The following is a 25,329-nucleotide window of genomic DNA, read 5'->3' as shown; positions in this document are numbered from 1 at the left end:
AACCTCGACATTGGTTGAGGTCAAGTGGTGAGTGCGCCGGCGAGGCGTTCTCGATGCATAGGACTCCTCCCGCGCCCGGAATGTGACATGCGGGGTGTCGTCGCAGGTCAGGGCTATCGGCAGGGTGATTGTCAGTGGCGGGGTGCAGCATGGGGGCATGGTGAGGCGTGCGACGGGCAGGACGGGTGGGGACGGCGGCGCCGGGGGTGGCTCCGGTGGCGGCCTCGGGGGTGCACGGCGTACGGCGGTGAAGGCGGCGCGTCGGCCCGAGCTGCGGCTGTACGAGCTACGGCCTTTCGACGGCGGGGGGTTGGAGCCGGACGGGGACTACGATGGTCTTCAGTTCCGGGAGTCCGACTTCGCCGGTCAGGACGGCGGGGGCGCCCGGTTCCTGGACTGCGCGCTGACGGGGTGCGCGGTGGACGAGACGCGGCTGCACCACGCGCGCGTACTCGACTCCGTCCTGACGGGGCTGCGGGGCGTGGGCACGGATCTCGCGGAGTCGACGCTGCGGGATGTGGAGCTGGTCGACGCCCGACTGGGCGGGGTGCAGATGCACGGCGCCGTGCTGGAGCGGGTGCTGGTCCGGGGCGGCAAGATCGACTACCTGAACCTGCGCGCGGCCCGGCTCAAGGACGTCGTCTTCGAGAGTTGTGTCCTGGTCGAGCCGGACTTCGGGAGCGCCCGGCTGGAACGGGTGGAGTTCGTCGACTGCGTCCTCAAGGGCGCCGACCTGACCGGGGCGGAGCTGAAGGACGTCGACCTGAGAGCGGCGGCCGAGCTGGACATCTCGGCCGGGGTGGAGAGATTGGCCGGGGCGGTGATCAGTCCGTCCCAACTGATGGATCTGGCGCCGGTGCTGGCGGCCCAGATGGGGATCCGGGTGGAGGGCTGACGACGTGGGGAGCTTCTACGGGAACGTGCTCGTGGCGCGGGCGTGCGACGAGGTGGTGCCGCTGCTCGGCGGGCCGGACGGGACGGGCATACGGGGGTTCGCGCTGCCGGTCGGCCCCGGTCACACCGCGGTCTACCCCGACCCGGAGACCGACGCGCCGGACCTCGCCGGGCCGTTGAGCCGGCTGCTGGGGGCACCGGCGCTGGGGTCGTACGTCTTCGACTCGGACGTACTGATCATGCATCTGTACGCGGACGGGGAGCTGAGGCACGCCTACGACTCGTGTCCCGGGTACTTCGACGAGCCGGCGGTCGACGGGAACCCGGTGGAGGTGGGGGTGTTCGAGTTCCCCGAGCCGGTCGGCGCCGACCCCGACGCCTTCGTCCCGCTGGCCTTCGGCCCCGTGGACCGGGAGGCGCTGGAGTCCGTGCTGCGGGGCACGCCCCTGGACCCGGACGACGGCCAGGACGGACGGTACGTGTTCGCCAACACCCAGCACTACGACGCGATGCTCTGCCTCGGCCTGAACGCGTGCCGGCTGAGCACGGGGTACCACTACCTGTCCCTCGGCGGCCTGCCGCACGAGACGAAGGCGGAGGAACTGCTGGCGATCGGCTAGGAGATCTTCGAAGCCCTTGCCGTCAGGAGACCCTCGGGAAGCGGGCCTGGAGACTCCAGATCGCCGGGTTCTCGCCGAGGTCCTCGTGCAGGTCGACCAGGTCGGCGAGCAGGTCGTGCAGGAAGTCGCGGGCCTCACGGCGCAGTTCGGCGTGGGAGAAGGTCAGCGGGGGTTCCTCGGCCGGCATCCAGTCGGCCTCGATGTCCACCCAGCCGAAGCGGCGCTCGAAGAGCATGCGGTCGGTGGACTCGGTGAAGTCCAGCTCCGCGTGCTGCGGCCGGGAGGCGCGTGAGCCCGCCGGATCCCGGTCCAGCCGTTCCACGATGTCGCACAGGGCCCACGCGAAGTCGAGCACCGGCACCCATCCCCAGGCTGTGGACAGTTCCCGGTCCTGCTTGGTGTCGGCGAGATAGACGTCGCCGCAGAACAGGTCGTGGCGCAGGGCGTGGACGTCCACGCGCCGGTAGTCCGTCTGGGGCGGATCCGGGAAGCGGTTGGAGAGGGCGTAACCGATGTCGAGCACGTACGAGATGGTGTCACGCCCCGCATAGGATCTCGGACGTGTCCCGTTTCGCGCCCGTCGTCCCGGCCGCCGTCACCCTCCTGCTGGCCCTCACCGCCTGCTCCGGCGGCGTCCACGGCACCCCGGGCGGCTCGGGCGTGCACGACCCGTACTTCCCGAAGGCGGGCAACGGCGGCTACGACGTCGATCACTACGACCTGAAACTCGCCTACACCCCCGGCAAGGGCAGCCGGGCCGGCCGCCTCACCGGCACCGCGACCCTCACCGCCCGCGCCGGCGAGGACCTCTCCGCCTTCGACCTCGACCTCAAGGGCCTGGACGTCGAGGACGTCACCGTCGAGGGCCGACGCGCCCGCTTCAACCGCACCGGCCAGGAACTGACCGTCCGCCCCCACGACGACATCGACGCCGCCGAGACCTTCCGTGTCACCGTCCGCTACTCCGGCACCCCGGAGACCATCACCGACCCCGACGGCTCCCAGGAGGGCTGGCTGCCCACCGCCGACGGCGCCCTCGCCCTCGGTGAGCCGACGGGGTCCATGGCGTGGTTCCCCGGCAACGACCACCCCTCCGACAAGGCGACGTACGACATGGCGATCACCGTGCCGAAGGGCCTGCAGGCCGTCTCCAACGGCGAGTTGACCGGCGAGCGGACCAGCGGGAACCGCACGACCTACACCTGGCACACCGCCGAGCCGATGGCGAGCTACGTCGCCACGGTCGCCGTCGGCCACTACGACATCACCCGCTCCACCATCGGCGAGGACCGCCTGCCGGTGTACGTCGCCGTCGATCCGACCGAGGCGAAGTCGGCCCGCAAGGTGCTGGCGAAGCTCCCCGAGATCATGGAGTGGGAGGAGTACAACTTCGGCCCGTACCCCTTTTCCTCCACCGGCGCGATCGTCGACCGCCCGCATGACGCCGAGTACGCCCTGGAGACCCAGAACCGGCCCGTCTTCCACGGCGCCCCCGACACCGGCACGCTCGTCCACGAACTCGCCCACCAGTGGTACGGCGACTCCGTCACGCCGAGGACCTGGCGGGACATGTGGCTCAACGAGGGCTTCGCGACGTACGCGGAATGGCTGTGGGACGAGGACCACGGCGGCGACACCGCCCAGCGGACCTTCGACCGACTCTACGCCCACGGCGAGGACGACTACCCCGACCTCTGGTCCTTCCCGCCGGCGGAACCCAGCAGCGCCGCACACATCTCCGACTCGCCGGTCTACGTGCGCGGCGCGATGGTCCTCCAGCAGATCCGCCGGACCGTTGGCGACGACACCTTCTACGACATCGTCCAGGGCTGGGCCGCCGCCCACCGCCACGGCAACGCGGACACCGCCGAGTTCACGGCCTACGTCGAGAAGAAGGCCCCGGACAAGGACTTCGACGCGATCTGGAAGGACTGGCTGTACGGAAAGGGCAGGCCGGACCACCCGTGACGGCGACCCGGCCCGCTCAACGCCCGAATGTGCCGGGCTAGTTGACGTTGACGGCCTTCCAGGCGGCCGCCACCGCGTTGTACTCCGCGCTGCCCGCGCCGTACAGGTCGCTCGCCGCCTTCAGGGTGCCGGCGCGGGCCCCCGCGTAGTCGGTCGAGGACGTGAAGTACGTGCTCAGGGCCCGGTACCAGATCTGGTCGGCCTTGGCGCGGCCGACGCCGGTGACCGTCGAGCCGTCGTACGTCGGGGAGTTGTAGGACACCCCGTTGATCGTCTTCGCGCCGCTGCCCTCGCTCAGCAGGTAGAAGAAGTGGTTCGCGACGCCGGAGGAGTAGTGCACGTCGAGGCGGCCGACGTTGCGCGACCAGTAGTCGGCGGACTTGCCGTCCTTGCTGGGCTTGTCCATGTAGCGCAGCGGGGTGCCGTTGCCGTTGATGTCGATCTTCTCGCCGATGAGGTAGTCACCGGGGTCGGAGGAGTTGTTGGCGAAGAACTCCACCGAGGTGCCGAAGATGTCGGAGGTGGCCTCGTTCAGGCCGCCCGACTCGCGGCTGTACTTCAGCCCCGCCGTGGCCGCGGTCAGCCCGTGGCTCATCTCGTGCCCGGCCACGTCGAGCGAGGTCAGCGGCTTGACGTTGCCCTGGCCGTCGCCGTACGTCATGCAGAAGCAGGTGTCGTCCCAGAAGGCGTTGACGTACGCGTTGCCGTAGTGGACCCGGGAGTAGGCGGCCTTGCCGTCGCCCGCGATGCCGTTGCGGTTGAAGGCGGACTTGTAGAAGTCCCAGGTGACGGCGGCGCCGTAGGCGGCGTCGACGGCGGCGGTCTGGCGGTTGGCCGCGGTGCCGTCGCCCCAGGTGTCGTCGGCGTCGTGGAAGAGGGTGCCGGTGCCGGACGTGCCGCCGTTCAGGTCGTACGTCTTGTGCCCGCCGCGTCCGCCGTCGACGAGGTCGTAGCCGCCGGAGGAGGAAGCGGTGGTGCCCAGGGGTACCGTGCCGCTGTACATGGCCGTGCCCGTGCCGGTGTCGACGGCCTGGTAGTCGAAGATCTTCTTCCCGGTGGCAGCGTCCGTGATCACGTGCAGCTCGCTCGGGGTGCCGTCGTCCTGGAGGCCCTTGACGACCGACTCGTACGCGAGGACGGGCTTGGCGCCGGCCGCCCAGATCACCTTGCGGGTGGTGGCCTGCGAGGAGCCGGTGCCCGCGAGGGCGGTCTTCCTGGCGGAGGCGGCGGACACGGAGGCGTCGGTCGACGCCACGGATATCCGGGCCTTGGTCGCCTTGGTGACGCCCTTGAGGGTGCCGTTCTTCGCCACGTGCGTGACCAGGTCGCCGCCGAGGACGGGCAGACCGGCGTAGGTGCGCTGGTAGCGGGTGTGGACGGTGCCGTTCGCGTCCTTCACCACGTCCTGGACGACGAGCTTCTCCTGCGCGCCGAGCCCGAGTTCACGGGCGGTCGAACCGGCGGCCTCCTGCGCCGACCGGAGCGCGGTGGCGCGGGCCGAGGCGGTGAGGGGGAGGGCGGTGACGCCGCTGGAGTGCGCGGGCGCGGCGGTGGCGGCGCCGTTCTGCAGGGCGAGCACGACCATCGCGGCGGAGCCGATCAGGGCGGCGGTGCGGAGCGTACGGGAACGCTGTCTCACTCGGTCTCCTTCGAGCCGGCCTCATGGCTGAGGCACAGGTGCGGCACAGGTGGGGCACAGAGTTGCGGCGAGCGAGGAGAGGTTGTCACCTGAACGAACTTTTTGACAGACCGCCGTCAAGAATTTACGTGTTCTTGTCCGAATGACATGACGCGAGGTTCGCTATGCGGACGGAGTGGGCAGTGTGAACTCCACTTAGATCAAGCGCAGTTGACGGCGAAAATGTCACACCTGGGCGCCCCGGGGACGCGCGCTCACACGGGCGGGTTGGTCAGTTCCTTGCGCAGCACCGCGCACGGGCGGCCGAGGTCGCGGTCCGGGCGGTGGTCGATGACCTCGTAGCCGAGGGTGGTCCAGAAGGCGAGGGCCTTGGGGTTGTTCTCCAGGACGGCGAGGCGGACCGCGGTGCGGCCGGCCCGTCGGAAGCCGTCCTCGACGAGCGTGGCGAACTGCCGTCCGTGGCCCCTCCCGTGCAGGGTCGCGTCCACCATCAGCAGGCCGATCCACGGGTCCGGGTCGGCCGGGTCGGGGTGGTGGGCCAGGGTGATGGCGATGCCGACCAGCCGGCCCTCGCTGCGGGCGAGCAGGACCTCGGCGTCCGGGTGCGCCAGGTCGTCGGCCAGTGCGGTCGCCACCTGCTCCGGACGGATGTCGTCCGGGTCCGGGAACTCGCCGCTGAGCGCGTGGAACGCGCGGTTGGAGGCGTACAGGGCGGTCAGCTCGGTCAGGAGCTCTCCGGGGAGGGCGCCGTCCGTCGGCACGAGTCGTTCGAGGATCATGCGGCGGACGCTACCCGGGCGGGCGGACGCGGAGCGCCTGCTTTTCGCGTGCTCAGGCGCCGGCCTTGTCCAACGCGCTCTGCAGCGACTGCCTGTAGCCCGTGCTGGTGTACGTCGCCCCGGACACGGTGTCGATCCGCGCGCTCTGCGCCCGCAACGTCTCCTGGTCGAGCTTGGGGACGGCCGTCGCGTTGATGTCCTTGCTGCGGGCGGTCTCGTCCGGGTACTGAACCGCGCTCGCCGAGGTGATCCTGCTGCCGGTGAGAGTGATCCGCACCTGGACGGGCCCGTACTTGGTCTGGGCCGTGGCCCCGGTGACGGTACGGGTCGTGGGTGCGGCCGAGGTGGTCTTCGGGGCGAAGGGGGCGCTGCTGGTCCGCGTGGGGGCGGCCGACGTGGAGTGCGACGGCCGCGCGGAGGACGACGGGGTGCGCTTCTTCCCGGGCGTCTGCGACGGCGAGGGAGAAGCGGACGCGGAGTGCGCGGACGCCGAGGGGGACGCGGAGGCCTGTGCCGTGAGCTTGGGCGCGGGGGTGGCCGCCTGCGCGAGTCCCGGGTCGGTGGTCGGCTTCAGCGCGATCAGCAGCACGATGCCGGAAACGGCGCCGGCGGTGGCCAGCAGGGCATGGCGGAACGGATGCTTCTTCCTCACGGCAGCTCCAGCGCGTCAGCGGTACGACGTGTCACAGGTCCGCCCTAGAACTCGAACGACTCGTGGTGGATACGGCGGTGCGGCACGTCGTACGGCGCCGGCGGAGACGAAGCCGACGAGGAGCAGCAGCGCCGTGCCCACCGTCGCCTTGACCATGTCCGGGTAGCCGGTGACGACGGAGACCGTCTGCGGCACGATGCCGGTGTTCGCCTGGAGGGCGTACCCGTACAGGATCAGCACGACGTGGGCGAGGGTCAGCGAGAGCGCGTAACGGCCGCCGCGGGCGTGCCAGCGCACCACGCGTTCGGAGCCGACGCGGCGTTCCAGCGCGGGGACGCGTGCCATCTGGGCGATCACGAGGGCGATCGCGTATCCGGCGAGCAGTCCGGTGATGCGGCCCGCGTTGACCAGCCGGTCGGCCGTGGTCGCCGCGACGGCCGGGGTGCCCCGCCACCACAGCCACACCATGGCGGCCGCGCCCGCCCAGGAGAGCAGGAGCAGGGGCGCGGCGGGGGAACGCCGGGGGCGGATGCGGCGCATGGTCTGCCGCCGTCCCGCCCGGCTGTGCTGGATGGTCGTCAAGGCCGTCTTTCCTTCGCTCGCCTTGGCTTCCCCCGCATCCACCTCCAGCGCACCGGCCGGAGCAGACGTCACAGTCCCGCGCGCACCAAGTACGGGCTCTGGGTGGGCCGACCCGACCTGAGCGAAGATGTTCCCAGTAGCCACGCCGCATTCGGGGACGGAAGCAGATGACCACCCAGCCACCGCCGTACGGAAACCAGCCTCCGCAGGGCTTCGGCCCGCCGCCCCCGCAGTACGCCCCCACCCCCGCCCAACCGCCCGCCGAGGGACCCGAGTTCATGGCGGTGGACGTCCACAACTCCATCGTGGTCGACGTCACGGGCGTCGCCTTCGAGGATCACGGCGCGGCCGTCGAGTTCTCCTGGCCGGAGATTCAGAGCGTCCACTACAAGGCGAGCCCCAACGGCAAGGCCCTGATGATGGCGGTGGTCCTGCCGAACGGCCAGTTCTACGAGTGCGTCGTCCAGGCGAAGCCCAGAGCCCAGCTGGGCCAGTGGTTCGCGCAACTGGCGGCGGTGCTGGGGTACTACCGGCCGATGGGCTGGTAACGCGGCAGGTCGTCGGTCGAGATCGTCCAGTCGCCGATCGTGACGTCCTCCCCGTAGACGAAGTCCTTGCGGGTGGCGTAGCGGGGGCCGTCGGGGGTGGGGTGGATGTCGGTGAGGACGGCCCCGGTGCCGGTGCGGGGGTCGAAGATCGCGTAGACGGGGACGCCGATCAGGGGGTAGTCGCGCAGCTTGGAGACCCAGTCATTGTCCGGGTTCGAGCGCGAGACGATCTCCACGGCGGCGACGAGAGAGCGGGGGTCGAAGGAACCGTCTCCCTCCATCTCCGCCTCGCTGATCACCATGACGTCGGGACGTCGCATGACGCCCTCGGGTTCGTCCTCGACGTCGGGCTCACCCGTATGGGCCACCAGCTCCTCGGGCATCACCTTCTCCAGGCGCTGCCGGACGCGCAGCACGGTGAGTTCGTGCGGCTTCGAGGGCGACATCATGTCGAGGACGATCCCTTCCTTGGTGATCTCGAACTTGCCGGGAAGGGTGTCGTCCGTGGAGTGCACGAAATCCCGCATGACCCGGTAGAGGTGGGATGCGCCGTGCCGCGCTTCGTCCGGGGCGATGGTCATGGCGCTCGCTCCTCGTCGTCTGTGCCCAGGGGCAAGGATCGTCGCCTTCATGCTAGGCGGCCTCGGTGAGATCGGATCGGCAGTCACCACAGCGTCCAGGAACGGGCGAGCGGAAGGCGCGGTCGCAGCCGTCGCAGTTGTGGAGAGGGTGGCGGACGGTCGGCGGTGGCGCGGGAGTCCGCACGGGTGGCGGGGGCGGGAGCTGGGCCGTCAGGCGGTGGGCCAGCAGGGCGGCCGGACGGCACAGGGGTTCTGCGGGGAGGGCCGTGGTGAGGGCTTCTCGTACGGTCGTGGGGGTCACGTCCCGTTCCAGCCAGGCGGCCACGTCCGGGGCCAGGTGGGCCGTGTCCTGCTCGCTGAGCAGGAGGCGTCTGTCGTGGGTGCGGAGGGTCGCGAGGATCTTCGTGGCCTGCTCGATGAGAGCGGGGACGGGGTAGGCGGGGAGCGGCACCGGGGGGAGGGGTTTCGGCGCGGACTCCCTCTTCGGACGGGTGTGCCTGGGGCGCGGGGCGTGGTCGTCGGCGCGGTGGTCCGGCCGGTTGCAGGAGACCGTGCGCGTGACGATACGGCCGCCCGAGACACGTCTGCGTTCGCGGCGCAGGTAGCCGTGGGCTTCCAGCTCGCGCAAGGCGGCCGCGATACGGGTCGCCCCCTCGGGGAAGGGGGCGGCGAGTGTCTTGATGTCGACGTGGGCGCGCTGGGGCAGCGACTGGATGTGCGTGGCCAGGCCGATGGCCAGCAGCGACAGCTCCGGGTGCTGAGCCAGGTGGTTGCCGATCACCGTGAAGCGTGTGGTGTGGCGGGTGTGCTCGTGGACCAGGCCGCCGGTTTCGGAATGCCGCCGGATCGGGTGTTTGTTGGCCGCAACGCGGGACTGGGCGTGCGGGGGCGCGCTAGGGTTTTTCGTGTCCATCAGGAAGTTGTTGCCTTCCTCGGTGGTCAGGCCCTCGCATCGGGATGCCAGTCCCGGCGAGGGCCGTTGCATGTGTGCGGTTGTGTTGCGCTGAGAGTAGGGCAGGCAACCAGGGCAAAATCCAGCTGAGTTGGTGATGTTCACCCGGGCGGGTGAGGGGCTGGGGTTTGGCTTGGTGGGGGTTCTTTCACCGGGTTCTTTCTTGGAATAGGCGGCCCGTGCCGCCGGAATACGGTTCCACCGGAGCACGGTTCGCCGTGTTCCGGTCGAGGCGGATCTCGGCCCATACCGTCTTGCGCGGTGACAGCCCCGGCACGACCCCCCACTTGTCCGCGAGCGCGTCGACCAGTACGAGGCCGCGACCCGACTCGGCTTCGCAGTCGGGGAGTTCGGCGCACGGCATACGGTCACCCCGTGTGTCCGTGACCTCGATGCGCAGGGTGTCGGCGACCACGTAGAGCGTCAGGCGGAAGTCGCGGCCCGGTACGCGGCCGTGCGTCACCGCGTTCGCCGCCAGCTCCGCCACGATGTGCTCCGCGGGGTCCAACGGCAGCCCCCAGGCTCGGAGTTGTTCTGTGGCCAGCAGCCTCGCCAGGCGCGCTCCCCGCGGGGTGGGGGAGAGCTGCACGCTGAAGTTGCGGATCGGGGTGGGGGATTCCTCGTTCACGTCACTCAGCGTGGCCGCCGACGTCTACCGTGAGGAGTGACTGCGCCGTTGCGTACGGTGACTGTCCGGAGCTTGTCCGGTGCTGTCCGGACTGTCGGGACGGCCCGTAGGGGCAGGGGCGTGCGTAGGGCCAGTACGACGGAGGGGCACGCGGGATGTCGGTGGACGCGGAGGCGGGACGGCTCAGGTCCGAGGCGGACGAGCCGGGTTGGGAGGTCGACCCGGACGACGAGTGGGGCGTCGCGGTCATCGCCACGGTCGGGCGGCAGCTCAAGCTGCGGCGCGAGGCCGTGGGGATGCGCGCCGCGGACTTCGGCAAGGCCGTCGGGTACGGCGAGGACCTCGTCTACAAGATCGAGGGCGGGAAGAGGATTCCCCGGCAGGAGTACCTGGACAGGGCGGACGAGGTGTTGGGGGCCGGGGGGCTTATTTCGGCGACCTGGGAGGACGTGAAGAAGGTCCGGTACCCGAAGAAGGTGCGGGAGCTGGGCAAGCTGGAGGCTCAGGCGGTCGAGATCGGGGTCTACGAGTGCAACATCATCGCCGGGTTGCTCCAGACGCCGGAGCATGCCCGGGCGGTCATCGGGGCGGCGCAGCCGCCGTACTCGCCGGACGACGTGGAACGCATGGTGGCGGCTCGTCTGGCCCGGCAGTCGGTCTTCGACCGGGACCCGGCCCCATCGATCCACTTCGTGCTGGAAGAGGCACCGCTGCGTCGCCAAGTCGGGGGCACAATGATGTGGCGACGGCAGCTCGAACGTCTGCTGGAGGCGGGCCGGTTGAACAACGTCACGCTTCAGGTCATGCCGACCAACACCGACCCCCATCCGGGGTTGGACGGCAGGATCGAGTTGTTGAAGTTCCCGGACGGGACAGCCGTGGCCCGCGCAGACGGTTGGTTCAATGGCCGACCGACCAATGATCCGAAACAGCTGCGTGTCATCGAACTGCAATATGGGATTATCCGGGCGCAGGCTCTCCCGCCAAGGGAGTCGCTTACCTTCGTTGAGCAACTGCTGGGAGAAACATGATTCGCAAGGCCCCCATCGGGGACGCCTCCGAACTGGCGTGGTTCAAGAGCAGCTACAGCGGCGGCACGAACGGCGAGTCCTGCGTCGAGGTCGCCAACACCCCCGCCGCGATCCACGTCCGCGACTCCAAGCACGCCACGGCCGGCCCCCGCCTGGCCTTCGCCCCGGCGGCCTGGACGGTGTTCGTCTCGCAGGCGTGAGCCCCTGGCCGCGGCGTGCCGCAGCCAGGGGCTCCGCTCAGCGCAGCGCGTCTCAGACGTTGACGCCGAAGTCCTGCGCGATGCCCACCAGGCCGGACGCGTAGCCCTGGCCCACGGCGCGGAACTTCCACTCCGCGCCGTTGCGGTACAGCTCGCCGAAGACCATCGCCGTCTCCGTGGCCGCGTCCTCGGAGAGGTCGTAGCGGGCGATCTCGGCGCCGCCGGCCTGGTTGACGATGCGGATGTAGGCGTTGCGGACCTGGCCGAAGTTCTGCGAGCGGTTCTCCGCGTCGTAGATCGAGACCGGGAAGACGATCTTGTCGATGTCGGCCGGGAGGGCCGCCAGGTTGACGTTGATCGCCTCGTCGTCGCCCGCGCCCTCGCCCGTGCGGTTGTCGCCGGTGTGGACGATGGTGTTGTCCGGGGTCTGCTTGTTGTTGAAGAACACGAAGTGGGCGTCCGAGTAGACCTTGCCCTGCGTGTTGACCGCGATGGCCGAGGCGTCGAGGTCGAAGTCCGTGCCGGTGGTGGTGCGGACGTCCCAGCCGAGGCCCACGGTGACGGCGGTCAGGCCCGGAGCCTCCTTGGTGAGCGAGACGTTGCCACCCTTGGACAGGCTTACAGCCATGGTTGGGAGTCCTTTCCCTCGTTTATGTACGGCAGTGAACCTACAGCTACCGGTATGAACGCCAAGAGGGGTACGGAAGGTTCCAGCTCTCTTTACTTTCTTTACCGAACTCCGGGTGAACGACCGCCGACGATCGCCGACGTTAATCGCGTGACGTGTGCGGGTCAGGCGCGCGACCATGGGGGCATGTCCGGTCCCTACTTCATCCGCGGCTCCGTCTCGCTCCCCGAGGCCGAGCTCCTGTGGCGTTTCTCGCGCTCCTCGGGGCCCGGCGGTCAGCACGTCAACACCAGTGACTCCCAGGTGGAGCTGCGATTCGACCTGGCCCGGACCGAGGCGCTGCCGGAGGTGTGGAAGGCGCGGGCGCTGGAGCGGCTCGCGGGGCGGCTCGTCGACGGCGTGATCGCCGTCCGCGCGTCCGAGCACCGCTCGCAGTGGCGCAACCGCGAGGCCGCGGCCGTACGCCTTGCCGCGCTGCTGGCCGAGGCGACGGCGCCGCCGCCCAAGCCGCGCCGCCCGACCCGTATCCCGCGGGGTATCAACGAGCGCCGGCTGCGGGAGAAGAAGCAGCGCTCCGACACGAAGCGGGGGCGTACGGGCCGCGACTGGTCCTAGGGCGGCCCCGACCGGGATCGTCTGTCACATCGCCGCCGCGCCGTCCGTCATAGGACCATGAGCGACAACCGGATTCCCTCGCACAACGAATTCCTCGCCCGGCGCTTCGAGGCGCACCGCCCGCATCTGCGTGCCGTCGCCTACCGCATGCTCGGCTCGGCCGCCGAGGCCGACGACGCGGTGCAGGAGACGTGGTTCCGGCTGAGCCGTTCCGACACGGCCGGGGTGGAGAACCTCGGGGGATGGCTGACGACCGTCGTCGGACGGGTGTGTCTCGACATGCTGCGCTCGCGCAGGTCGCGCGCGGAGGAGCCGCTGGAGCCGTTGGCGGGGCACGCGCGCGTGGCGGACGTCTCCGGCGGGGCCGACCCCGAGCAGCACGCGGTGCTCGCCGACTCGGTGGGCGTGGCGCTGCTGGTCGTACTGGAGACGCTGACGCCCGCCGAGCGGCTGGCGTTCGTGCTGCACGACCTGTTCGCGGTGCCGTACGAGGAGGTCGGGGAGATCGTGGGGCGCAGCCCCGTGGCGGCCAGGCAGCTCGCGAGCCGGGCGCGCAGGCGGGTGCAGGGGGCCGACCGGGTGCGGGGCGGCGATCCCGGGCGGCGGCGGGCCGTCGTGGACGCCTTCCTCGCCGCCGCGCGGGAAGGCGACTTCGAGGCGCTGGTCGCGCTGCTGGATCCGGATGTCGTCGCCCGCAGCGATGCCGGCGTGAACACGGGAGCGGTGGCGGTCGCCAAGGGCGCGTCCAGCTTCCGGCACTTCGCGGCCGTGGCGCGGCCCGCGCTGGTCGACGGCGCCACCGGACTGGCCGTGTACGTCGACGGACGCCTGGACCGCACGCTGGCCTTCGCGTTCGTGGGGGACAGGATCGCCGGCATCGACATCGTGACCTCCCCGGAGCGCGTCGCCGAGTGCGAGGTGACCCTCCTCTAGAGGTCCAGGACGCCGACCGTCTGGTCGCCGCTGGTCTCTCCCGTGGTGCGGAAGCCGAGGCGCAGGTAGAAGTTCTCGGGCCCGTCCGGGCCGGGATGCCAGGTGACGTAGCACTGCTTCCCGCCGCGGCGGCGGATCTCCGCGGACACGGACTCGACTGAACCGGCCGTAGCCGCGGCCCTGCTCCCCGGCCGCGATGTTCAGCCGCCACAGCCCGGAGCGGAACAGGGTGCCGTCCTCCTTCCAGTCGATGTCGACGAAGGCCATCAGGAAGCCGACCGGGCGGTCGCCGTCGACGATCAGGCGGGGCCAGGCCACGCCCGGGGGATGCACGTACGCCTCCGCCAGCGAGTGTGCGACCGGCTCGACCGCGTGTTCCTGGTCCGGACGGATGCGGATGGCTAGGGCGGCTTCGAGATTGCCGGGGGTGATCTCGACCAGGCGGGGGCCGGGCGGCTCGGGCGTCGTCATGCGCCGACCCTAGGAAGCACCCACGCGCGCGTGCCACGCAATTACGCGTCTCACCCCCCGCGCGACGGCTCTCAGCCCAGCTGCCGGTAGCGCCCCCGGAAATACGTCAGCGGGCCGCCGGTCGCGCTCGGCACGTCCGCAGTCAGGACGCGACCGATCACCAGGGTGTGGTCCCCGGCGGTCACCCGCTGCTCGGTGCGGCACTCCAGGGTGGCCAGCGCGCCGCCCACCAAGGGGGCGTTCGTGGCCTTTCCGCGGACGTACGGGATGTCCTCGAACATGAGGCGGTCGCTGATGCGGCCCTTCATCGCGAAGCGGCCGGCGATGTGGCGCTGGCTCTCCGAGAGGACCGAGACCGCCCACAGGGGCTGTTCGTCGAGGAGGTCGTCCATGCGGGCGCCGGTGCGCAGGCTGACCAGGACCAGGGGCGGGTCGAGGGAGACCGACAGGAACGCCGTGGCCGTCATGCCGACGTCCTCGCCGGCCGGCGCCGTCGGGTCGTCGGGGTCCAGCGGCGGCTCCTGCGCGGTCACCAGGACCACGCCGGCGGCCAGCCGGGACATGGCGGCGCGGAACTCGTCGTTGCTCACCCCCTCAGCATGCCCGGAGGCGGGCTCGGCAGTGATCGGGGATGCGGCAAGGGGAGTCTTCAGCACACCCGGAACGCTAATCTCCGGCCCGCGCGGGCCGCATCGGGCGGGGGTCCGAGAACGGACCTAGGTCCTTCGGCGGACGGCGGGCGGTCCGATCACGTACGCTTCTGCGTCATCTCCACATCCGCACAAAGTTTGCGTTCAGTAAACGCACAGGGAAAACGCAGAAACACCACTCAATTGTTCATCTTTCGCTGTGACTTGAGTCACAAGGGCCATGAATTGTTGACCCTGTGTACCGAGTGGGCAGCGCGCTGTGATTCAGTGGCTGGGAAGCTGCCAGAACGATACGCCGATGAGAACCCTTGATTCGCTGCGAGGTCTCGGGGGGAGGGCGAGCAATGGAGACCGAGTCGGAGCCCTACGTCCGCCTTGCGACCCTGCGGCAACTGCACCAGGTCATGGCCGACATGAACACCGCACGCAGTCTTGCGGACACGCTGCAGACCGTCGCCGACGGCGTCGTCACCGGACTCGGCTACGAGCTGGCGTGCGTCAACCTGGTCCGCCCCGACGGCGACCTCGTCGTCGCCGCGTTCGCGGGCAATCCCGCGGCCGAGGCACTGATCACCGGCCGCGTCGGCTCCCGCGAGTCCTGGGAGCGCCGGCTGAGCATGGGCGAACACTGGGGCGACCTGGTCTTCATATCGCACACCGAGGGCTGGGTCCTCGACGACGACGACGTGCCGCAGTGGTACACCGACGGGCCCGCGCCCCGCTTCGAGGACGAGTGGCACCCCTCCGACCGGCTCTTCGCCCCGATGTACACGCCCGCGGCGCCCGGCGGCTCCTGCGGTGAGCTGATCGGCGTGCTGTCCGTGGACCGGCCGCGCAACGGCCGCCGGCCGGGCGCGTGGGGACGCGAAGCGCTCCAGATGTACGCGTTCCAGGCCGCCATCGCGATCAGCAACGCGCGTCTTCGCTCCAACATGCAGCGGGCACTCGTCAGGCTCGAAAGGGAGCAGCAGGCGCTCAGGGCCAGCGAGGAGAGCTTCCGGCAGGCCTTCGAGTACGCCCCCTCCGGAATGGCCATCGCCGAGATGGGCGGCGACCAGCACGGCCGAATACTGCGGACCAACGACGCCCTGTGCCGGCTGCTCGGCCGGCCCGCCTCCGCGATGCGCCGCTACTCCTTCTCCGACCTCGTCCACCCCGAGGACATCGGCACGCTGCTGCGGACCTCCGCCGAGGGCGGACGCGCGGAACTGCGGCTGGGCCGCCGGGACGGCACGTACGTGTGGGTCTCGCTGCGCAACAGTGTCGTCGCGGACGCCGCCGACGGGCCGCGGTTCCTGCTCACCCACGTCGAGGACATAGAGGAGCGCAAGCGCCGCGAGCTGCAGCTCGCCCACCGCGCCTCCCACGACTCCCTCACCGGCCTGCCGAACTCCGCCGAGCTGCGCTCGCGCCTGTCCTCGCGGCTGTGCCGGCGCGCCACCCACCCCGGTGCCCTGGAGTCCCTGGACGCGGCCTTCGGGCACCCCGCCTACGACGTCAACGGCCACGGCTTCGACCTCCGGCCGGGCGGCACCGAGACCTTCGACGCCTTCGACCACCATGTGCACACCGTCGCCCCCGAGGGCGAGCGCGACGACGGCACCAAGGGGCTCGCGGTCCTCTTCTGCGACCTCGACGGCTTCAAGTCGATCAACGACCGGTTCGGGCACAACGCCGGTGACGCGGTCCTCATCGAGGTCGCCCGGCGGCTGACCCGGGGCGTGCGCGACGGCGACACGGTGGCCCGGCTCGGCGGTGACGAGTTCGTCGTCCTCGCCGACGGCCTCGGCCGCGCCGACGCCCAGGACCTGGCCGTACGCCTGCGCAACGAGATCATCCAGCCCATCCGCGTCGACGGGCGGGCCATGCGGGTCGGCGCCAGCTTCGGCATCGGGTGGGCGCACTGCGGAATGACTGCGGACGAAGTGTTGAAGTCTGCCGACGAGCGGATGTACGTAGAGAAACGATCTCGTCCCAAACAGCACAGACGGGCCGGGTGAACCGCAGGTCAGGGCCGGGGTGGCGGAACGGTGCGATCCGAGTCACCCGTTTGGGGCACGGGGAGCGGGTAGGCTCGCGAGTCTGACCCCCCGAATCGCGATCGACCCGCACCGCTGAGGAGTACCCAGGGATGACGTCCGGCAACAACGGCGCCACTACGCCCGAGGACGACGACCCGTTCGGCTACCTCTACGCCGATGGGCAGGCCAACGGCGCCCAGCCGCCCTCCGGCGGCGGCTACGGCTACCCGAACTCCGTCAACCGGGTGCGTGCGGTCGGCCAGCGGCAGTACGGCCAGCCCGCCCCGGGGCAGCAGCAGACGGCCGCCTACGGGCAGGCGCCGCAGCAGCAGGGCGCCTACGGTCAGTCGAACGCCCACTACGCGGCGCCGGAGACGTTCCCCGGCGGCGGCGCCCCGACGGCGCCCCAGCAGACGGGTCACGGCGGGGGCGGCGGTCGCCGCGGGCCGAACACCAAGGGTCTGCTGATCGGCGCGATCGCCGTGGTCGCCGCGGTCGTCATCGGCATCGGCGTGGCGATGATGAACGGCAACTCGGACGACAAGGCGGGCGGCGGCGCCTCCCCGACCCCGACGACGTCCCAGAACACCAAGCCCAGCCAGTCCCCGAGCAACGCGACCTCGACGGACCTCCCGAAGACCGACGCGAAGGACCTCCAGCTGGGGGGCGGCGCGACCAGGGCCTCGGACGTCAAGGGCGCCAAGTCGGACGGCGGCACCTATGTGACGGGGTTCAACGCCGTCGGTTCCTCGATCACTTGGACCGTCGACAACATCCCTGCGGGCGGTAAGTACAGCGTCTACGTCGGTTACAGCGTTCCCGGCAAGGACGCCACTGCCACCCTCACGGTCAATGGCACGCCTTCCAAGACGCCCGTCGGCCTCAAGAACTGGGCCGGGGCCGCGCAAGGTGATTACGAGAAGGGCTGGACGAAGACGTACAACTGGGTCCAGCTCAAAAAGGGCACGAACACCGTCAATCTCTCGTGCGGGCAGGGCAACCAGTGCGACGCCCTGATCGACCAGCTGTGGTTGGTGAAGGGGTGGGTCGGTAGCTGAGGAACGGGCAGAGCCCCGCCGTCTCCGTCGAGATGGCGGGGCTCTGCCCGTTCCTGCCCACGTCTTGGTCGTATTTACTCCGTCGTAGTTCTTGCGCCAAGGCCAGTAAACCTTGTTGCCGCCGGACTGTTCGCTTACGAGTCTGATACGGACATGATGGTCGTCCCCCAGCGTGTCTATCAAGTTGAACGTCAGTCCCACAGTGGCTCCGGGGCCTGGCCAGTTGCTGATCTTGACACCGCCTGAAGCGCCCGTGGTCGCGCAGCCTGCTGTACTCGCGGCTTGCGCCGGGGACGTCATGATCGCAGTCAGTGCCAAGGCCGTGGTGGCGGTGTTAGTTGCCCGAGTGCTTTATTCATTTTTCCTCTTCCTGGCTCTTTCGCGGTAAAGGGTGAATGGGAAAGGATTTTAGGTGTCTTAATGGGTGACGAGAAAGCGATATTCTTGCGGTTGGCCGGAAAGGGTCGCTTCCCGGCGAAAAGCGAAGCTGCCGGGAAGTCGTTTAGCCGACTCACGCCTTATGCGGCACTGGTCTCCATCGAAACGGTTACCCGGCCCAGCAGGTCCTCGTAGGTCGTGTGGTCGAACTCGCCGGCCGTCTGGGCCAGTACGGTCGCCGAGGACAGGGCGACGGCGCGGGCCAGGCGGTCCGGCCAGGGGAGTTGCTCCACCAGGCCGGACAGCAGGCCCGCCACCACTGAGTCGCCGGCGCCCGTCGGGTTGCCATGGACGGCGGCCGGTGGGACGGCACGCCAGCGGCCCTCGGGAGCCGCCGCCAGGAGTCCCGCCTTGCCCAGTGAGGCGACCACCGCCCGGGCACCCCTGCGCCGCACGTCCTGCGTGGCGCGCAGCGGTTCGTGGGAGCCGGTGAGTTCGGCCAGTTCGTCGGCGTTGGGCTTGATCAGGTCGGGGCGCGCGGCGACCCCGCGGCGCAGCGGCTCCCCGCTGGTGTCGAGCAGCACGGGGACGCCGGCCGCCTTCGCCGTGCGGACCAGGCCCGCGTACGCGCCGACCGGCACCCCGGGCGGCAGGCTGCCGCACAGGGCCACCGCCGACATCGACGGCAGCAGGTCCTCGTAGACCTCCTGGAAGGCCGCCCACTCGGCGGGTGTGACCGTGGGGCCGGGTTCGTTGAGCTGGGTCGTGTCGCCGGTTCGCTCGTCGACCACGGCGATCGTGCGCCGGGTCGGGCCGCCGACCGGGACGAGCGCGTCCACCACCCGGGGCGTGCCGGTGAGCCGCTCCTGGACGCTGCGGCCGGTCGCGCCGCCCGTGAAGCCGGTGACCGTCACCTCGTGACCGAGGGCCGCGAGCACGCGGGCCACGTTCAGGCCCTTGCCGCCGGGTCGTTCGGTGACCTCGGAGACCCGGTGGGAGGCGTGCGGGCGCAGACCCCGTACGCGATAGGTGATGTCGAGAGCGGTGTTCAGCGTGACCGTGAGGATCACCTGGGCCGACCTCCCCCGAAGACTGTTGCCGATGCGTGCCGACCGGACGTACGGCGGCCGTCATATTTTCGCAGGACGACCGCCGCACTCAACACCCGGACACATCACCCCAGTTGTGGATCGACCACCCATTCACCCCGGCGCATCACGCCCTTGAGGTCGAATTGCTGGTCCAGCAGCACCAGGTCGGCGTCCTTGCCGGGCTCCAGCGAGCCGATCCGGTCGTCCATGCCCAGCAGCCGGGCGGGGTTGGCGGAGATCGCGGCGACCACGTCCTCGATCGGGAGCCTGTCGACGGTCACCGCCCGTTTGAACGCGCGGTCCAGGGTGAGGGTGGACCCGGCGATCGAACCGCCCTCCACCAGGCGTGCGACGCCCTCGCTGACCTCCACCTCCAGCGGGCCGAGCATGTACCTGCCGTCGCCGAAGCCGGCCGCGTCCATGGCGTCCGTGATGAAGGCCACGCGTCCCGCGCCTGCGCGGTGGAAGGCCAACTGGAGCGCGGCCGGGTGCAGATGGGTGCCGTCGTCGATGAGCTCGACGGTGATCCGCTCGTCCTCCAGGAGGGCGGCGATCGGGCCCGGGGTGCGGTGGCCGAGGGCCGGCATGGCGTTGAAGAGGTGCGTGGCGACCGTGGCGCCGGCGTCGATGGCCTGCACCGTCTGCTCGTACGTCGCGTCGGTGTGCCCGACCGCCGCGATGACGCCGTGCTCGACGAGGAGGCGTACGGAGTCGAGGCCGCCCGGCAGCTCGGTGGCCAGGGTGACCATCCTGGCCCTGCCGCGCGCCGCGTCGATCAGCTTGCGGACCTCGGCGGGGTCGGGGTCGCGCAGGAGTTCCTCGGAGTGCGCGCCCTTGCGGCAGGGCGAGATGAAGGGGCCCTCGAAGTGGATGCCGGCGATGTCGCCCTGCTCGGCGAGTTCGCTGAGCAGCCCGGCGCGCTGGGCGAGGAAGTCCATGTCCCCGGTGACGGTCGAGGCGACGAGGGTGGTGGTGCCGTGCAGGCGGTGGGTGTGGATGCCGTGGAGGACGTCCTCGACCGTGCCGGAGGTGAAGGAGGCCCCGCCACCCCCGTGGTTGTGGATGTCGACGAAGCCGGGCACCAGCCAGTGGCCGGTCACGTCGACGACGTCGGCGTCTTCGGAAGCCGCGCCGACGATCCGCGTGCCGTCGACGATGACGCGGCCGTCGTGCACGACCCCGGTGGGGAGCACCACCCGGGCACCGGCGAGAACCTTGCGAGAACCCATCAGGTGGTTACCTCCGTACGGTCGGTTGTGGTCAACAGGTCCCAGGCCAGCAGCCCGGCACCGAGACAGCCCGCCGTGTCCCCCAGTCCCGCGGGGACGATCGACGGGAGTTTCTGGAAGGTCACCCGGCGTTCGACGGCCTCCCGCAGCGGTGTGAACAAGGTTTCCCCCGCCTCGGCCAGGCCGCCACCGATGATCAGGGTGCGCGGGTCCAGCAGGGTGAGGGCGGTCAGCAGGCCGTCGGCGAGGGCGTCGATCGCGCCCTGCCAGATCCGGACGGCGTTCGGGTCGCCGGACGTGACGGCCCGCGCGCAGTCGGCGGCGTCCGCGTCCGGGTCGCCGCAGGCCTTCGCCCACGCCTGGCCGACGGCCGCCGCGGAGGCGTACCGCTCCAGGCAGCCGGACTGGCCGCACGGACAGGGGGTCCCCGCGGGCCGTACGACGATGTGGCCGATCTCTCCGGCGAAGCCGTGTGCGCCAGACTCCACTCGGCCCGCCATGCCGATCGCGCCCGCGATGCCGGTGCCCAGGGCGACGAACAGGAAGCGGTCGGCGCCGCGGCCCGCGCCGATGCGGCCTTCGGCGAGTCCTCCGGTGCGCACGTCGTGGCCGAGGGCCACGGGCGCGCCGAGCCGGTGGGAGAGCAGGTCGCGCAGGGGGACGTCGCGCCAGCCGAGGTTGGCGGCGTAGGCGGCCAGGCCCCGCGGCTCGTCGACGATGCCCGGGACGGCTACCCCGGCGGCCGCGGCGGGCTCGCCGAGGTGCTCGACGCCGTACCCGCGCAGCTCGGCGGCGAAGTCGAGGATGCCCTCGACGACGGCGTCCGGCCCGCGCTCGCGTCCGGTCGCGCGGCGGGCCCGGTGCAGCAGCTCGCCGCCCGCGCCGACGAGGGCGGCCTTCATCCCGGTGCCGCCCACATCGAGGGCGATGACGTGTCTCACGGAGGACAGTGTGACCCCACTACCCTTGAGAGGTCTAGTCCACTTGCGTGGTGTAGACCTTAGAGAGTCCACATATTGAACGGCGAGACAGTTGGAGCGTGGCGTAGCAGTGCAGCGGCGCAAGGCGGGAACGGTCGCGGCGGTCGCCGCGCTGGGGATGACGGCGACCCTCGGGGGCTGCGGTGTCACCGGCGGTTCGGGAGACGTCACCCTGAGACTGGTCGCGGCGGACTACGGCGACTCCGCCGCCAACGGCTCCCAGAAGTACTGGGACAAGCTGGTGAAGGAGTACGAGAGCAAGCACTCGGGCGTGAAGGTCGACGTCACCGTCTACTCCTGGAACGACGTCGACCGCAAGGTCAAGGAGATGGTCGACGCCGGCAAGGCCCCCGACATGGCGCAGATCGGCGCGTACGCCGACTACGCCGCGAAGGACGAGCTCTACACGGCCGACGACCTGCTCTCCATCAGCACCCAGGCCGACTTCGCCTCCCAGCTGGCCACCGCGGGACAGGTCAAGGGCGTGCAGTACGGGATGCCGTTCGCGGCCTCGACGCGGTTGCTCTTCTACAACAAGACCCTCTTCGCGAACGCCGGCCTGACCCCGCCGAAGACGTGGAAGCAGCTCGCCGCCGACGCCGCGGCGCTCAAGGCGCGCGGCGTGAAGTACCCGTACGCGCTGCCGCTCGGCCCGGAGGAGGCGCAGGCCGAGACGATGCAGTGGATGCTCAGCGGTGGCGGCGGCTACACCGACACCGTCGGGTCCTACGGAATCGATTCGGCACAGAACGTCGCCACCTTCGACTGGCTCAAGGACGACCTTGTCGGCAAGGGGCTGACCGGGCCGGTCGCGCCCGGCAACCTCAACCGCGCCGCCGCGTTCTCCGCCTTCGCCAAGGGTGAGGTCGGCATGCTCAACGGCCACCCCTCGCTGATGAAGATCGCCGCGAAGAAGGGCGTGAAGTTCGGCATGGTGCCGATGCCCGGCTCGGGCGGGCGGAGCAGCACCTCGATGGGCGTGGCCGACTGGATGATGGCCTTCAAGAAGAACGGCCACGCGCAGCAGGTCGGCGACTTCCTCGACTTCGTCTACGACGAGAAGAACGTCCTGGCCTTCTCGCGCGAGTACGACCTGCTGCCGGTCACCAACTCGGCGTCCGAGGTGATGAGCTCGGACGAACGGGACGCCGATCTCAAGCCGTTCCTGGACGAGCTTCCGCAGTCGGAGCTGTACCCGGTCGGCAAGAGGTCCTGGGCGGCGGTCAGCGCGGCGGTGAAGAAGCGGATAGGCCAGGCGGTCGGGGCCAACGGCAGCCCCGCCGCCACCCTCTCCCAGCTCCAGGCGACGGCGTCGACGGCGGAGAGCGCGGACTGACTGTCAGTGGCGGGGGCTACGGTTCGCCGTATGGAACCGGAGCAGCTGGGGGAGCGTGAGCGGGCCGTCCTCGCCCTGGAGCGCCGGGGCTTTCCCGGCCCCGGCGCCAAGGAGCGCGCCATACGGGAGGAGCTGGGCCTGGCCCCCGTCCGCTACTACCAGCTCCTGAACGCCCTCCTGGACGACGAGCGGGCCCTCGCCCACGACCCGGTGACGGTGAACAGGCTGAGAAGGGTGCGGGAGCGGCGGCGGTCCGAGCGCTGACGGTTTCCGCGCATCCCGTGAGCCGCGCATGCCTCGCCCCATCGCGGTTAGGGTCCCCGTATGGGCACCCACACGGACACGGACCCCCTGCCGACGCCCGTCACGCGGGCCGGGCGGGAGGGGCTCGCCGCGATTCTCGACGATCCCGGGAAGGCGGTGCTGGCCTTCGACTTCGACGGCACCCTCGCGCCGATCGTTCCCGACCCCGAACAGGCCCGCGCCCACCCGGACGCCGTTCCCGCGCTGGCCGCCCTCGCCCCGAAGGTCGCCTCCGTGGCGGTGGTCACCGGCCGGCCGGCCGAGGTCGCCGTCCGGCACGGCGGTTTCGCGGGCGTCCCGGGCCTGGAGCACCTGGTGGTCCTCGGCCACTACGGCGCCGAGCGCTGGGACGCGGTCAGCGGCGAGGTCGGCGCGCCCGCCCCGCACCCCGGCGTCGCCGCCGTCCGCGCCGAACTGCCGGGCCTGCTGGAGCGGTCCGGGGCCGGACAGGGCGCGTGGATCGAGGAGAAGGGCGGGTTCGCGGTCGCCGTGCACACCCGCCGCGCCGCCGACCCCCAGGCCGCCTTCGAGGCCCTGCGCGAGCCGCTGACCGCCCTGGCCACCCGCCACGGGCTGATCGTCGAGCCGGGCCGTCTCGTCCTGGAGCTGCGCCCGCCGGGCATGGACAAGGGCGTGGCGCTCACCCGGTACGTCCGCGAGACCGGCGCGTCGGCGGTGCTGTACGCGGGCGACGACCTGGGCGACCTGCCGGCCTACGCGGCGGTGGACTCACTGCGCTCCGAGGGCACGCCGGGGCTGCTGGTGTGCAGCGGCAGCGACGAGGTGACGGAGCTGAGCCGGAGGGCGGACCTGGTGGTCGACGGACCGGCCGGAGTGGTCCGCCTGCTGTCCGCCCTCACCGCTCAACTCGGCTGACACCTGCGGCTGACACCTGCGGCTGACACCTGCGGTTGACGCCTGCGGTTGACGCCTGCGGTTGACGCCTGCTCTCGCAGCGCGGCTCGTTTGACGGTTGCGCGCGGCGCCGCTCGGTCGATGTCTGTTCTCGCCGCGAGGCTCGGCTGACGGCTGCCCGCTGCGGGGTTCGGTCGATGTCTGTTCTTGCGGCGCGGCTCGTTTGACGGCTGCGCGCGGCGCGGCTCGGCTGACAGCTGCCCGCTGCGGGGTTCGGCCGGTGTCTGTTGTCGCGGCTCAACCCGGATGGCCGACAAGCGCGTTCAGCTGGTCCAGGAACCACTGCGCCGGGGGCAGCGCGGTCGCCGAGGCGGCCAGCCGCTTGGCGCGCTCGGCGCGTTCCCCGGCCGGCATGGTCAGCGCGGTGTGCAGGGCGCGCGCCGTGCCGATCACGTCGTAGGGGTTCACCGTCACCGCGTCCTCGGCCAGCTCCTCGTACGCCCCCGCCTCCCGGGACAGCACCAGCACGCACCCCTCGTCGGAGACGACCGGGACCTCCTTGGCGACCAGGTTCATGCCGTCCCGGATGGGGTTGACGAGGGCCACATCGGCCAGCCGGTAGGCCGCCAGGGAGCGGGCGAAGTCGTCCTTCACATGGAGCACGACCGGGGTCCAGCCGGGCGTTCTGTACCGGGAGTTGATCTCCTCCGCCACGCGCTGCACCTCGGCGGTGTAGTCCCGGTAGACCGCCAGGTCCTGCCGGGAGGGGTAGGCGAAGGCCACGTGCACCACCCGCTCGCGCCACTCCGGGTGGTCCTCCAGCAGCTGCCGGTAGGCCAGCAGCCCGCGCACGATGTTCTTCGACAGCTCGGTCCGGTCGACCCGCACGATCGCTTTGCGGCCCGCCCCGATCTCCTCCCGCAGGGCCGCCACCCGCTCTTCGACGTCGGCCTCGTGGGACCGGTTCCGCAGGAAGTCGGCGTCCGCGCCGAGACCGTGCACACCGACGCGTGTCTCCCCGAGGCCGCCCACGAGCGCCGTACACGCCGTGAACGCCTCCGCCCAGCGGCGGGTCAGGAAGCCCAGCCGGTCGGCGCCGAGCATGCCGCGCAGCAGCTGCTCGGCGATGTCGTCGGGCAGCATCCGGAAGTACTCCACCGGCGCCCACGGCGTGTGCGAGAAGTGCGCGATCCTGAGGTCCGGCCGCAGCTCCCGCAGCATCCCCGGCACCAGGCACAGGTGGTAGTCCTGCACCAGCACCGCCGCGCCCTCCGCCGCCTCCTGGGCCAGCGCCTCGGCGAAGGCACGGTTGTACGTCTCGTACGACGCCCACTGCCGCCGGAACTCAGCGTCGAAGACCGGCTCCAGCGGCGTCTGGTACAGCATGTGGTGGACGAACCAGAGCACGGAGTTGGCGATGCCGTTGTAGGCGTCGGCGTGCACGTCGGCCGGGACGTCGAGCATCCGCACGCCGGGCTCGCCCTCCCCGCGCCGCACCGCCTCCCGGTCGCCGTCGGACAGCGCGGAGCACACCCACAGCGCGCCCGCGTCGGGACCGATCGCCGACAGGCCGGAGACCAGCCCGCCGCCGCCCCGCTTGGCGGCCAGCGAGCCGTCCGGCTGGAGTGTGTACGAGACCGGGCCGCGGTTGGACGCGACCAGTACCTGAGGGGCAGCGTCGTGCGAGGAAGCCATACGCCTCAACGT

26 protein-coding genes and 2 pseudogenes are annotated in these 25,329 nt (G+C 70.8%); 13 read left to right on the top strand and 15 right to left on the bottom strand.

Annotation, left to right across the window (positions count from 1 at the left end):
* Window positions 1-157 precede the first annotated feature (157 nt).
* Together FBY22_RS39225 and FBY22_RS39220 are read left to right on the top strand one after the other, a co-directional pair.
* Complete coding sequence (locus FBY22_RS39225; protein ID WP_142153068.1) at window positions 158-895, top strand: pentapeptide repeat-containing protein; 738 nt, start codon at window positions 158-160, stop codon at window positions 893-895.
* Between the two features lie 4 nt (window positions 896-899).
* Window positions 900-1,514 (top strand): hypothetical protein, encoded by a 615-nt coding sequence (locus FBY22_RS39220; RefSeq protein WP_142153066.1) that lies wholly within the window; start codon window positions 900-902, stop codon window positions 1,512-1,514.
* A gap of 22 nt (window positions 1,515-1,536) precedes the next feature.
* On the opposite strand, the gene FBY22_RS39215 is transcribed toward FBY22_RS39220, so the two are convergent.
* Complete coding sequence (locus tag FBY22_RS39215; protein ID WP_142153064.1) at window positions 1,537-2,037, bottom strand: hypothetical protein; 501 nt, start codon at window positions 2,035-2,037, stop codon at window positions 1,537-1,539.
* Window positions 2,038-2,075: 38 nt separating this feature from the next.
* Here FBY22_RS39215 and FBY22_RS39210 point away from each other — a divergent pair, with 38 nt between their 5' ends.
* Window positions 2,076-3,482, top strand: a complete 1,407-nt coding sequence (locus FBY22_RS39210) for a M1 family metallopeptidase (RefSeq protein WP_142153061.1) — start codon at window positions 2,076-2,078, stop codon at window positions 3,480-3,482.
* Window positions 3,483-3,519: 37 nt separating this feature from the next.
* On the opposite strand, the gene FBY22_RS39205 is transcribed toward FBY22_RS39210, so the two are convergent.
* From FBY22_RS39205 to FBY22_RS39190, 4 genes and pseudogenes are all read right to left on the bottom strand, one after another.
* A complete protein-coding gene (locus FBY22_RS39205) occupies window positions 3,520-5,067 on the bottom strand; it encodes a M4 family metallopeptidase (RefSeq protein WP_142154594.1) in 1,548 nt (515 codons plus the stop codon).
* A 308-nt stretch (window positions 5,068-5,375) separates the two neighbouring features.
* On the bottom strand, window positions 5,376-5,900 hold the full coding sequence (locus FBY22_RS39200; protein ID WP_142153059.1) for a GNAT family N-acetyltransferase: 525 nt from the start codon (window positions 5,898-5,900) through the stop codon (window positions 5,376-5,378).
* A gap of 52 nt (window positions 5,901-5,952) precedes the next feature.
* Window positions 5,953-6,552 carry an FMN-binding protein gene (locus FBY22_RS44360; RefSeq protein WP_174267406.1) on the bottom strand — a complete coding sequence of 200 codons (600 nt, stop codon included), beginning with the start codon at window positions 6,550-6,552 and terminating at the stop codon, window positions 5,953-5,955.
* Between the two features lie 75 nt (window positions 6,553-6,627).
* Window positions 6,628-7,092 (bottom strand): annotated as a pseudogene (locus FBY22_RS39190) (ferric reductase-like transmembrane domain-containing protein); the annotation flags it as partial.
* 209 nt (window positions 7,093-7,301) lie between these two features.
* Between FBY22_RS39190 and FBY22_RS39185 the strand changes: the two are divergent.
* Complete coding sequence (locus tag FBY22_RS39185) at window positions 7,302-7,682, top strand: hypothetical protein (RefSeq protein WP_142153057.1); 381 nt, start codon at window positions 7,302-7,304, stop codon at window positions 7,680-7,682.
* Here FBY22_RS39185 and FBY22_RS39180 read toward each other — a convergent pair.
* The 3 genes from FBY22_RS39180 to FBY22_RS39170 all read right to left on the bottom strand — a co-directional run bounded on the left by FBY22_RS39180 (window position 7,661) and on the right by FBY22_RS39170 (window position 9,843).
* Window positions 7,661-8,263, bottom strand: coding sequence for a Uma2 family endonuclease (locus FBY22_RS39180; protein WP_142153055.1), 603 nt, complete (start codon window positions 8,261-8,263; stop codon window positions 7,661-7,663). The genes FBY22_RS39185 and FBY22_RS39180 overlap by 22 nt on opposite strands.
* Before the next feature lie 52 nt (window positions 8,264-8,315).
* On the bottom strand, window positions 8,316-9,176 hold the full coding sequence (locus FBY22_RS39175; RefSeq protein ID WP_142153053.1) for a helix-turn-helix domain-containing protein: 861 nt from the start codon (window positions 9,174-9,176) through the stop codon (window positions 8,316-8,318).
* Window positions 9,177-9,363: 187 nt separating this feature from the next.
* Entirely contained in the window at window positions 9,364-9,843 is a 480-nt protein-coding gene (locus FBY22_RS39170) for an ATP-binding protein (protein ID WP_142153051.1), read from the bottom strand.
* 155 nt (window positions 9,844-9,998) lie between these two features.
* Between FBY22_RS39170 and FBY22_RS39165 the strand changes: the two genes are divergently transcribed.
* A complete protein-coding gene (locus FBY22_RS39165; RefSeq protein ID WP_142153049.1) occupies window positions 9,999-10,874 on the top strand; it encodes a helix-turn-helix transcriptional regulator in 876 nt (291 codons plus the stop codon).
* Window positions 10,871-11,074: a DUF397 domain-containing protein gene (locus tag FBY22_RS39160; protein WP_142153047.1), complete on the top strand. Its 204-nt coding sequence runs from the start codon at window positions 10,871-10,873 to the stop codon at window positions 11,072-11,074. Before FBY22_RS39165 ends, FBY22_RS39160 begins: the two co-directional genes overlap by 4 nt.
* A 52-nt stretch (window positions 11,075-11,126) precedes the next feature.
* Here the strand turns inward: FBY22_RS39160 and FBY22_RS39155 are convergent, their stop codons facing one another.
* The gene (locus FBY22_RS39155) at window positions 11,127-11,702 is read right to left on the bottom strand and encodes a TerD family protein (RefSeq protein ID WP_030829245.1); all 576 of its coding nucleotides are present in this window, start codon (window positions 11,700-11,702) and stop codon (window positions 11,127-11,129) included.
* A 186-nt stretch (window positions 11,703-11,888) separates the two neighbouring features.
* Here FBY22_RS39155 and arfB point away from each other — a divergent pair, with 186 nt between their 5' ends.
* Window positions 11,889-12,317 (top strand): alternative ribosome rescue aminoacyl-tRNA hydrolase ArfB, encoded by a 429-nt coding sequence (gene arfB, locus FBY22_RS39150; RefSeq protein ID WP_142153045.1) that lies wholly within the window; start codon window positions 11,889-11,891, stop codon window positions 12,315-12,317.
* A gap of 57 nt (window positions 12,318-12,374) precedes the next feature.
* A complete protein-coding gene (locus FBY22_RS39145) occupies window positions 12,375-13,250 on the top strand; it encodes a sigma-70 family RNA polymerase sigma factor (RefSeq protein ID WP_142153043.1) in 876 nt (291 codons plus the stop codon).
* Here FBY22_RS39145 and FBY22_RS39140 read toward each other — a convergent pair.
* Together FBY22_RS39140 and FBY22_RS39135 are read right to left on the bottom strand one after the other, a co-directional pair.
* Window positions 13,247-13,721: pseudogene (locus FBY22_RS39140) on the bottom strand (GNAT family N-acetyltransferase). The gene FBY22_RS39145 and the pseudogene FBY22_RS39140 overlap by 4 nt on opposite strands.
* 71 nt (window positions 13,722-13,792) lie before the next feature.
* Window positions 13,793-14,377, bottom strand: coding sequence for a flavin reductase family protein (locus FBY22_RS39135; RefSeq protein ID WP_142153041.1), 585 nt, complete (start codon window positions 14,375-14,377; stop codon window positions 13,793-13,795).
* 338 nt (window positions 14,378-14,715) lie between these two features.
* Here FBY22_RS39135 and cdgB point away from each other — a divergent pair, with 338 nt between their 5' ends.
* Together cdgB and FBY22_RS39125 are read left to right on the top strand one after the other, a co-directional pair.
* Window positions 14,716-16,371 (top strand): diguanylate cyclase CdgB, encoded by a 1,656-nt coding sequence (cdgB, locus tag FBY22_RS39130; RefSeq protein ID WP_142153039.1) that lies wholly within the window; start codon window positions 14,716-14,718, stop codon window positions 16,369-16,371.
* A gap of 131 nt (window positions 16,372-16,502) precedes the next feature.
* Window positions 16,503-17,450 carry a carbohydrate-binding protein gene (locus FBY22_RS39125; RefSeq protein ID WP_142153037.1) on the top strand — a complete coding sequence of 316 codons (948 nt, stop codon included), beginning with the start codon at window positions 16,503-16,505 and terminating at the stop codon, window positions 17,448-17,450.
* Between the two features lie 518 nt (window positions 17,451-17,968).
* On the opposite strand, the gene FBY22_RS39120 is transcribed toward FBY22_RS39125, so the two are convergent.
* The 3 genes from FBY22_RS39120 to FBY22_RS39110 all read right to left on the bottom strand — a co-directional run bounded on the left by FBY22_RS39120 (window position 17,969) and on the right by FBY22_RS39110 (window position 21,089).
* On the bottom strand, window positions 17,969-18,898 hold the full coding sequence (locus FBY22_RS39120) for a 1-phosphofructokinase family hexose kinase (protein ID WP_142153035.1): 930 nt from the start codon (window positions 18,896-18,898) through the stop codon (window positions 17,969-17,971).
* Between the two features lie 104 nt (window positions 18,899-19,002).
* Window positions 19,003-20,148, bottom strand: a complete 1,146-nt coding sequence (gene nagA, locus FBY22_RS39115) for an N-acetylglucosamine-6-phosphate deacetylase (RefSeq protein ID WP_142153033.1) — start codon at window positions 20,146-20,148, stop codon at window positions 19,003-19,005.
* Window positions 20,148-21,089: an ROK family protein gene (locus FBY22_RS39110; protein ID WP_142153031.1), complete on the bottom strand. Its 942-nt coding sequence runs from the start codon at window positions 21,087-21,089 to the stop codon at window positions 20,148-20,150. Before FBY22_RS39110 ends, nagA begins: the two co-directional genes overlap by 1 nt.
* 157 nt (window positions 21,090-21,246) lie before the next feature.
* Between FBY22_RS39110 and FBY22_RS39105 the strand changes: the two genes are divergently transcribed.
* The 3 genes from FBY22_RS39105 to otsB are packed head-to-tail and all read left to right on the top strand — an operon-like array spanning window position 21,247 to window position 23,643.
* Window positions 21,247-22,464 (top strand): extracellular solute-binding protein, encoded by a 1,218-nt coding sequence (locus tag FBY22_RS39105; protein ID WP_142154589.1) that lies wholly within the window; start codon window positions 21,247-21,249, stop codon window positions 22,462-22,464.
* 30 nt (window positions 22,465-22,494) lie between these two features.
* Window positions 22,495-22,728, top strand: coding sequence for a DUF3263 domain-containing protein (locus FBY22_RS39100; RefSeq protein ID WP_058924627.1), 234 nt, complete (start codon window positions 22,495-22,497; stop codon window positions 22,726-22,728).
* Between the two features lie 60 nt (window positions 22,729-22,788).
* The gene (otsB, locus tag FBY22_RS39095) at window positions 22,789-23,643 is read left to right on the top strand and encodes a trehalose-phosphatase (RefSeq protein WP_142153029.1); all 855 of its coding nucleotides are present in this window, start codon (window positions 22,789-22,791) and stop codon (window positions 23,641-23,643) included.
* A 276-nt stretch (window positions 23,644-23,919) separates the two neighbouring features.
* On the opposite strand, the gene FBY22_RS39090 is transcribed toward otsB, so the two are convergent.
* Window positions 23,920-25,317 carry a trehalose-6-phosphate synthase gene (locus tag FBY22_RS39090; RefSeq protein ID WP_142153027.1) on the bottom strand — a complete coding sequence of 466 codons (1,398 nt, stop codon included), beginning with the start codon at window positions 25,315-25,317 and terminating at the stop codon, window positions 23,920-23,922.
* Window positions 25,318-25,329: the final 12 nt, after the last annotated feature.

Source organism: Streptomyces sp. SLBN-31, from assembly GCF_006715395.1.
Lineage (GTDB): Bacteria > Actinomycetota > Actinomycetes > Streptomycetales > Streptomycetaceae > Streptomyces.
The sequence above is the reverse complement of the archived record's forward strand: the minus strand, read 5'-3'. Positions and strand labels throughout refer to the sequence as shown.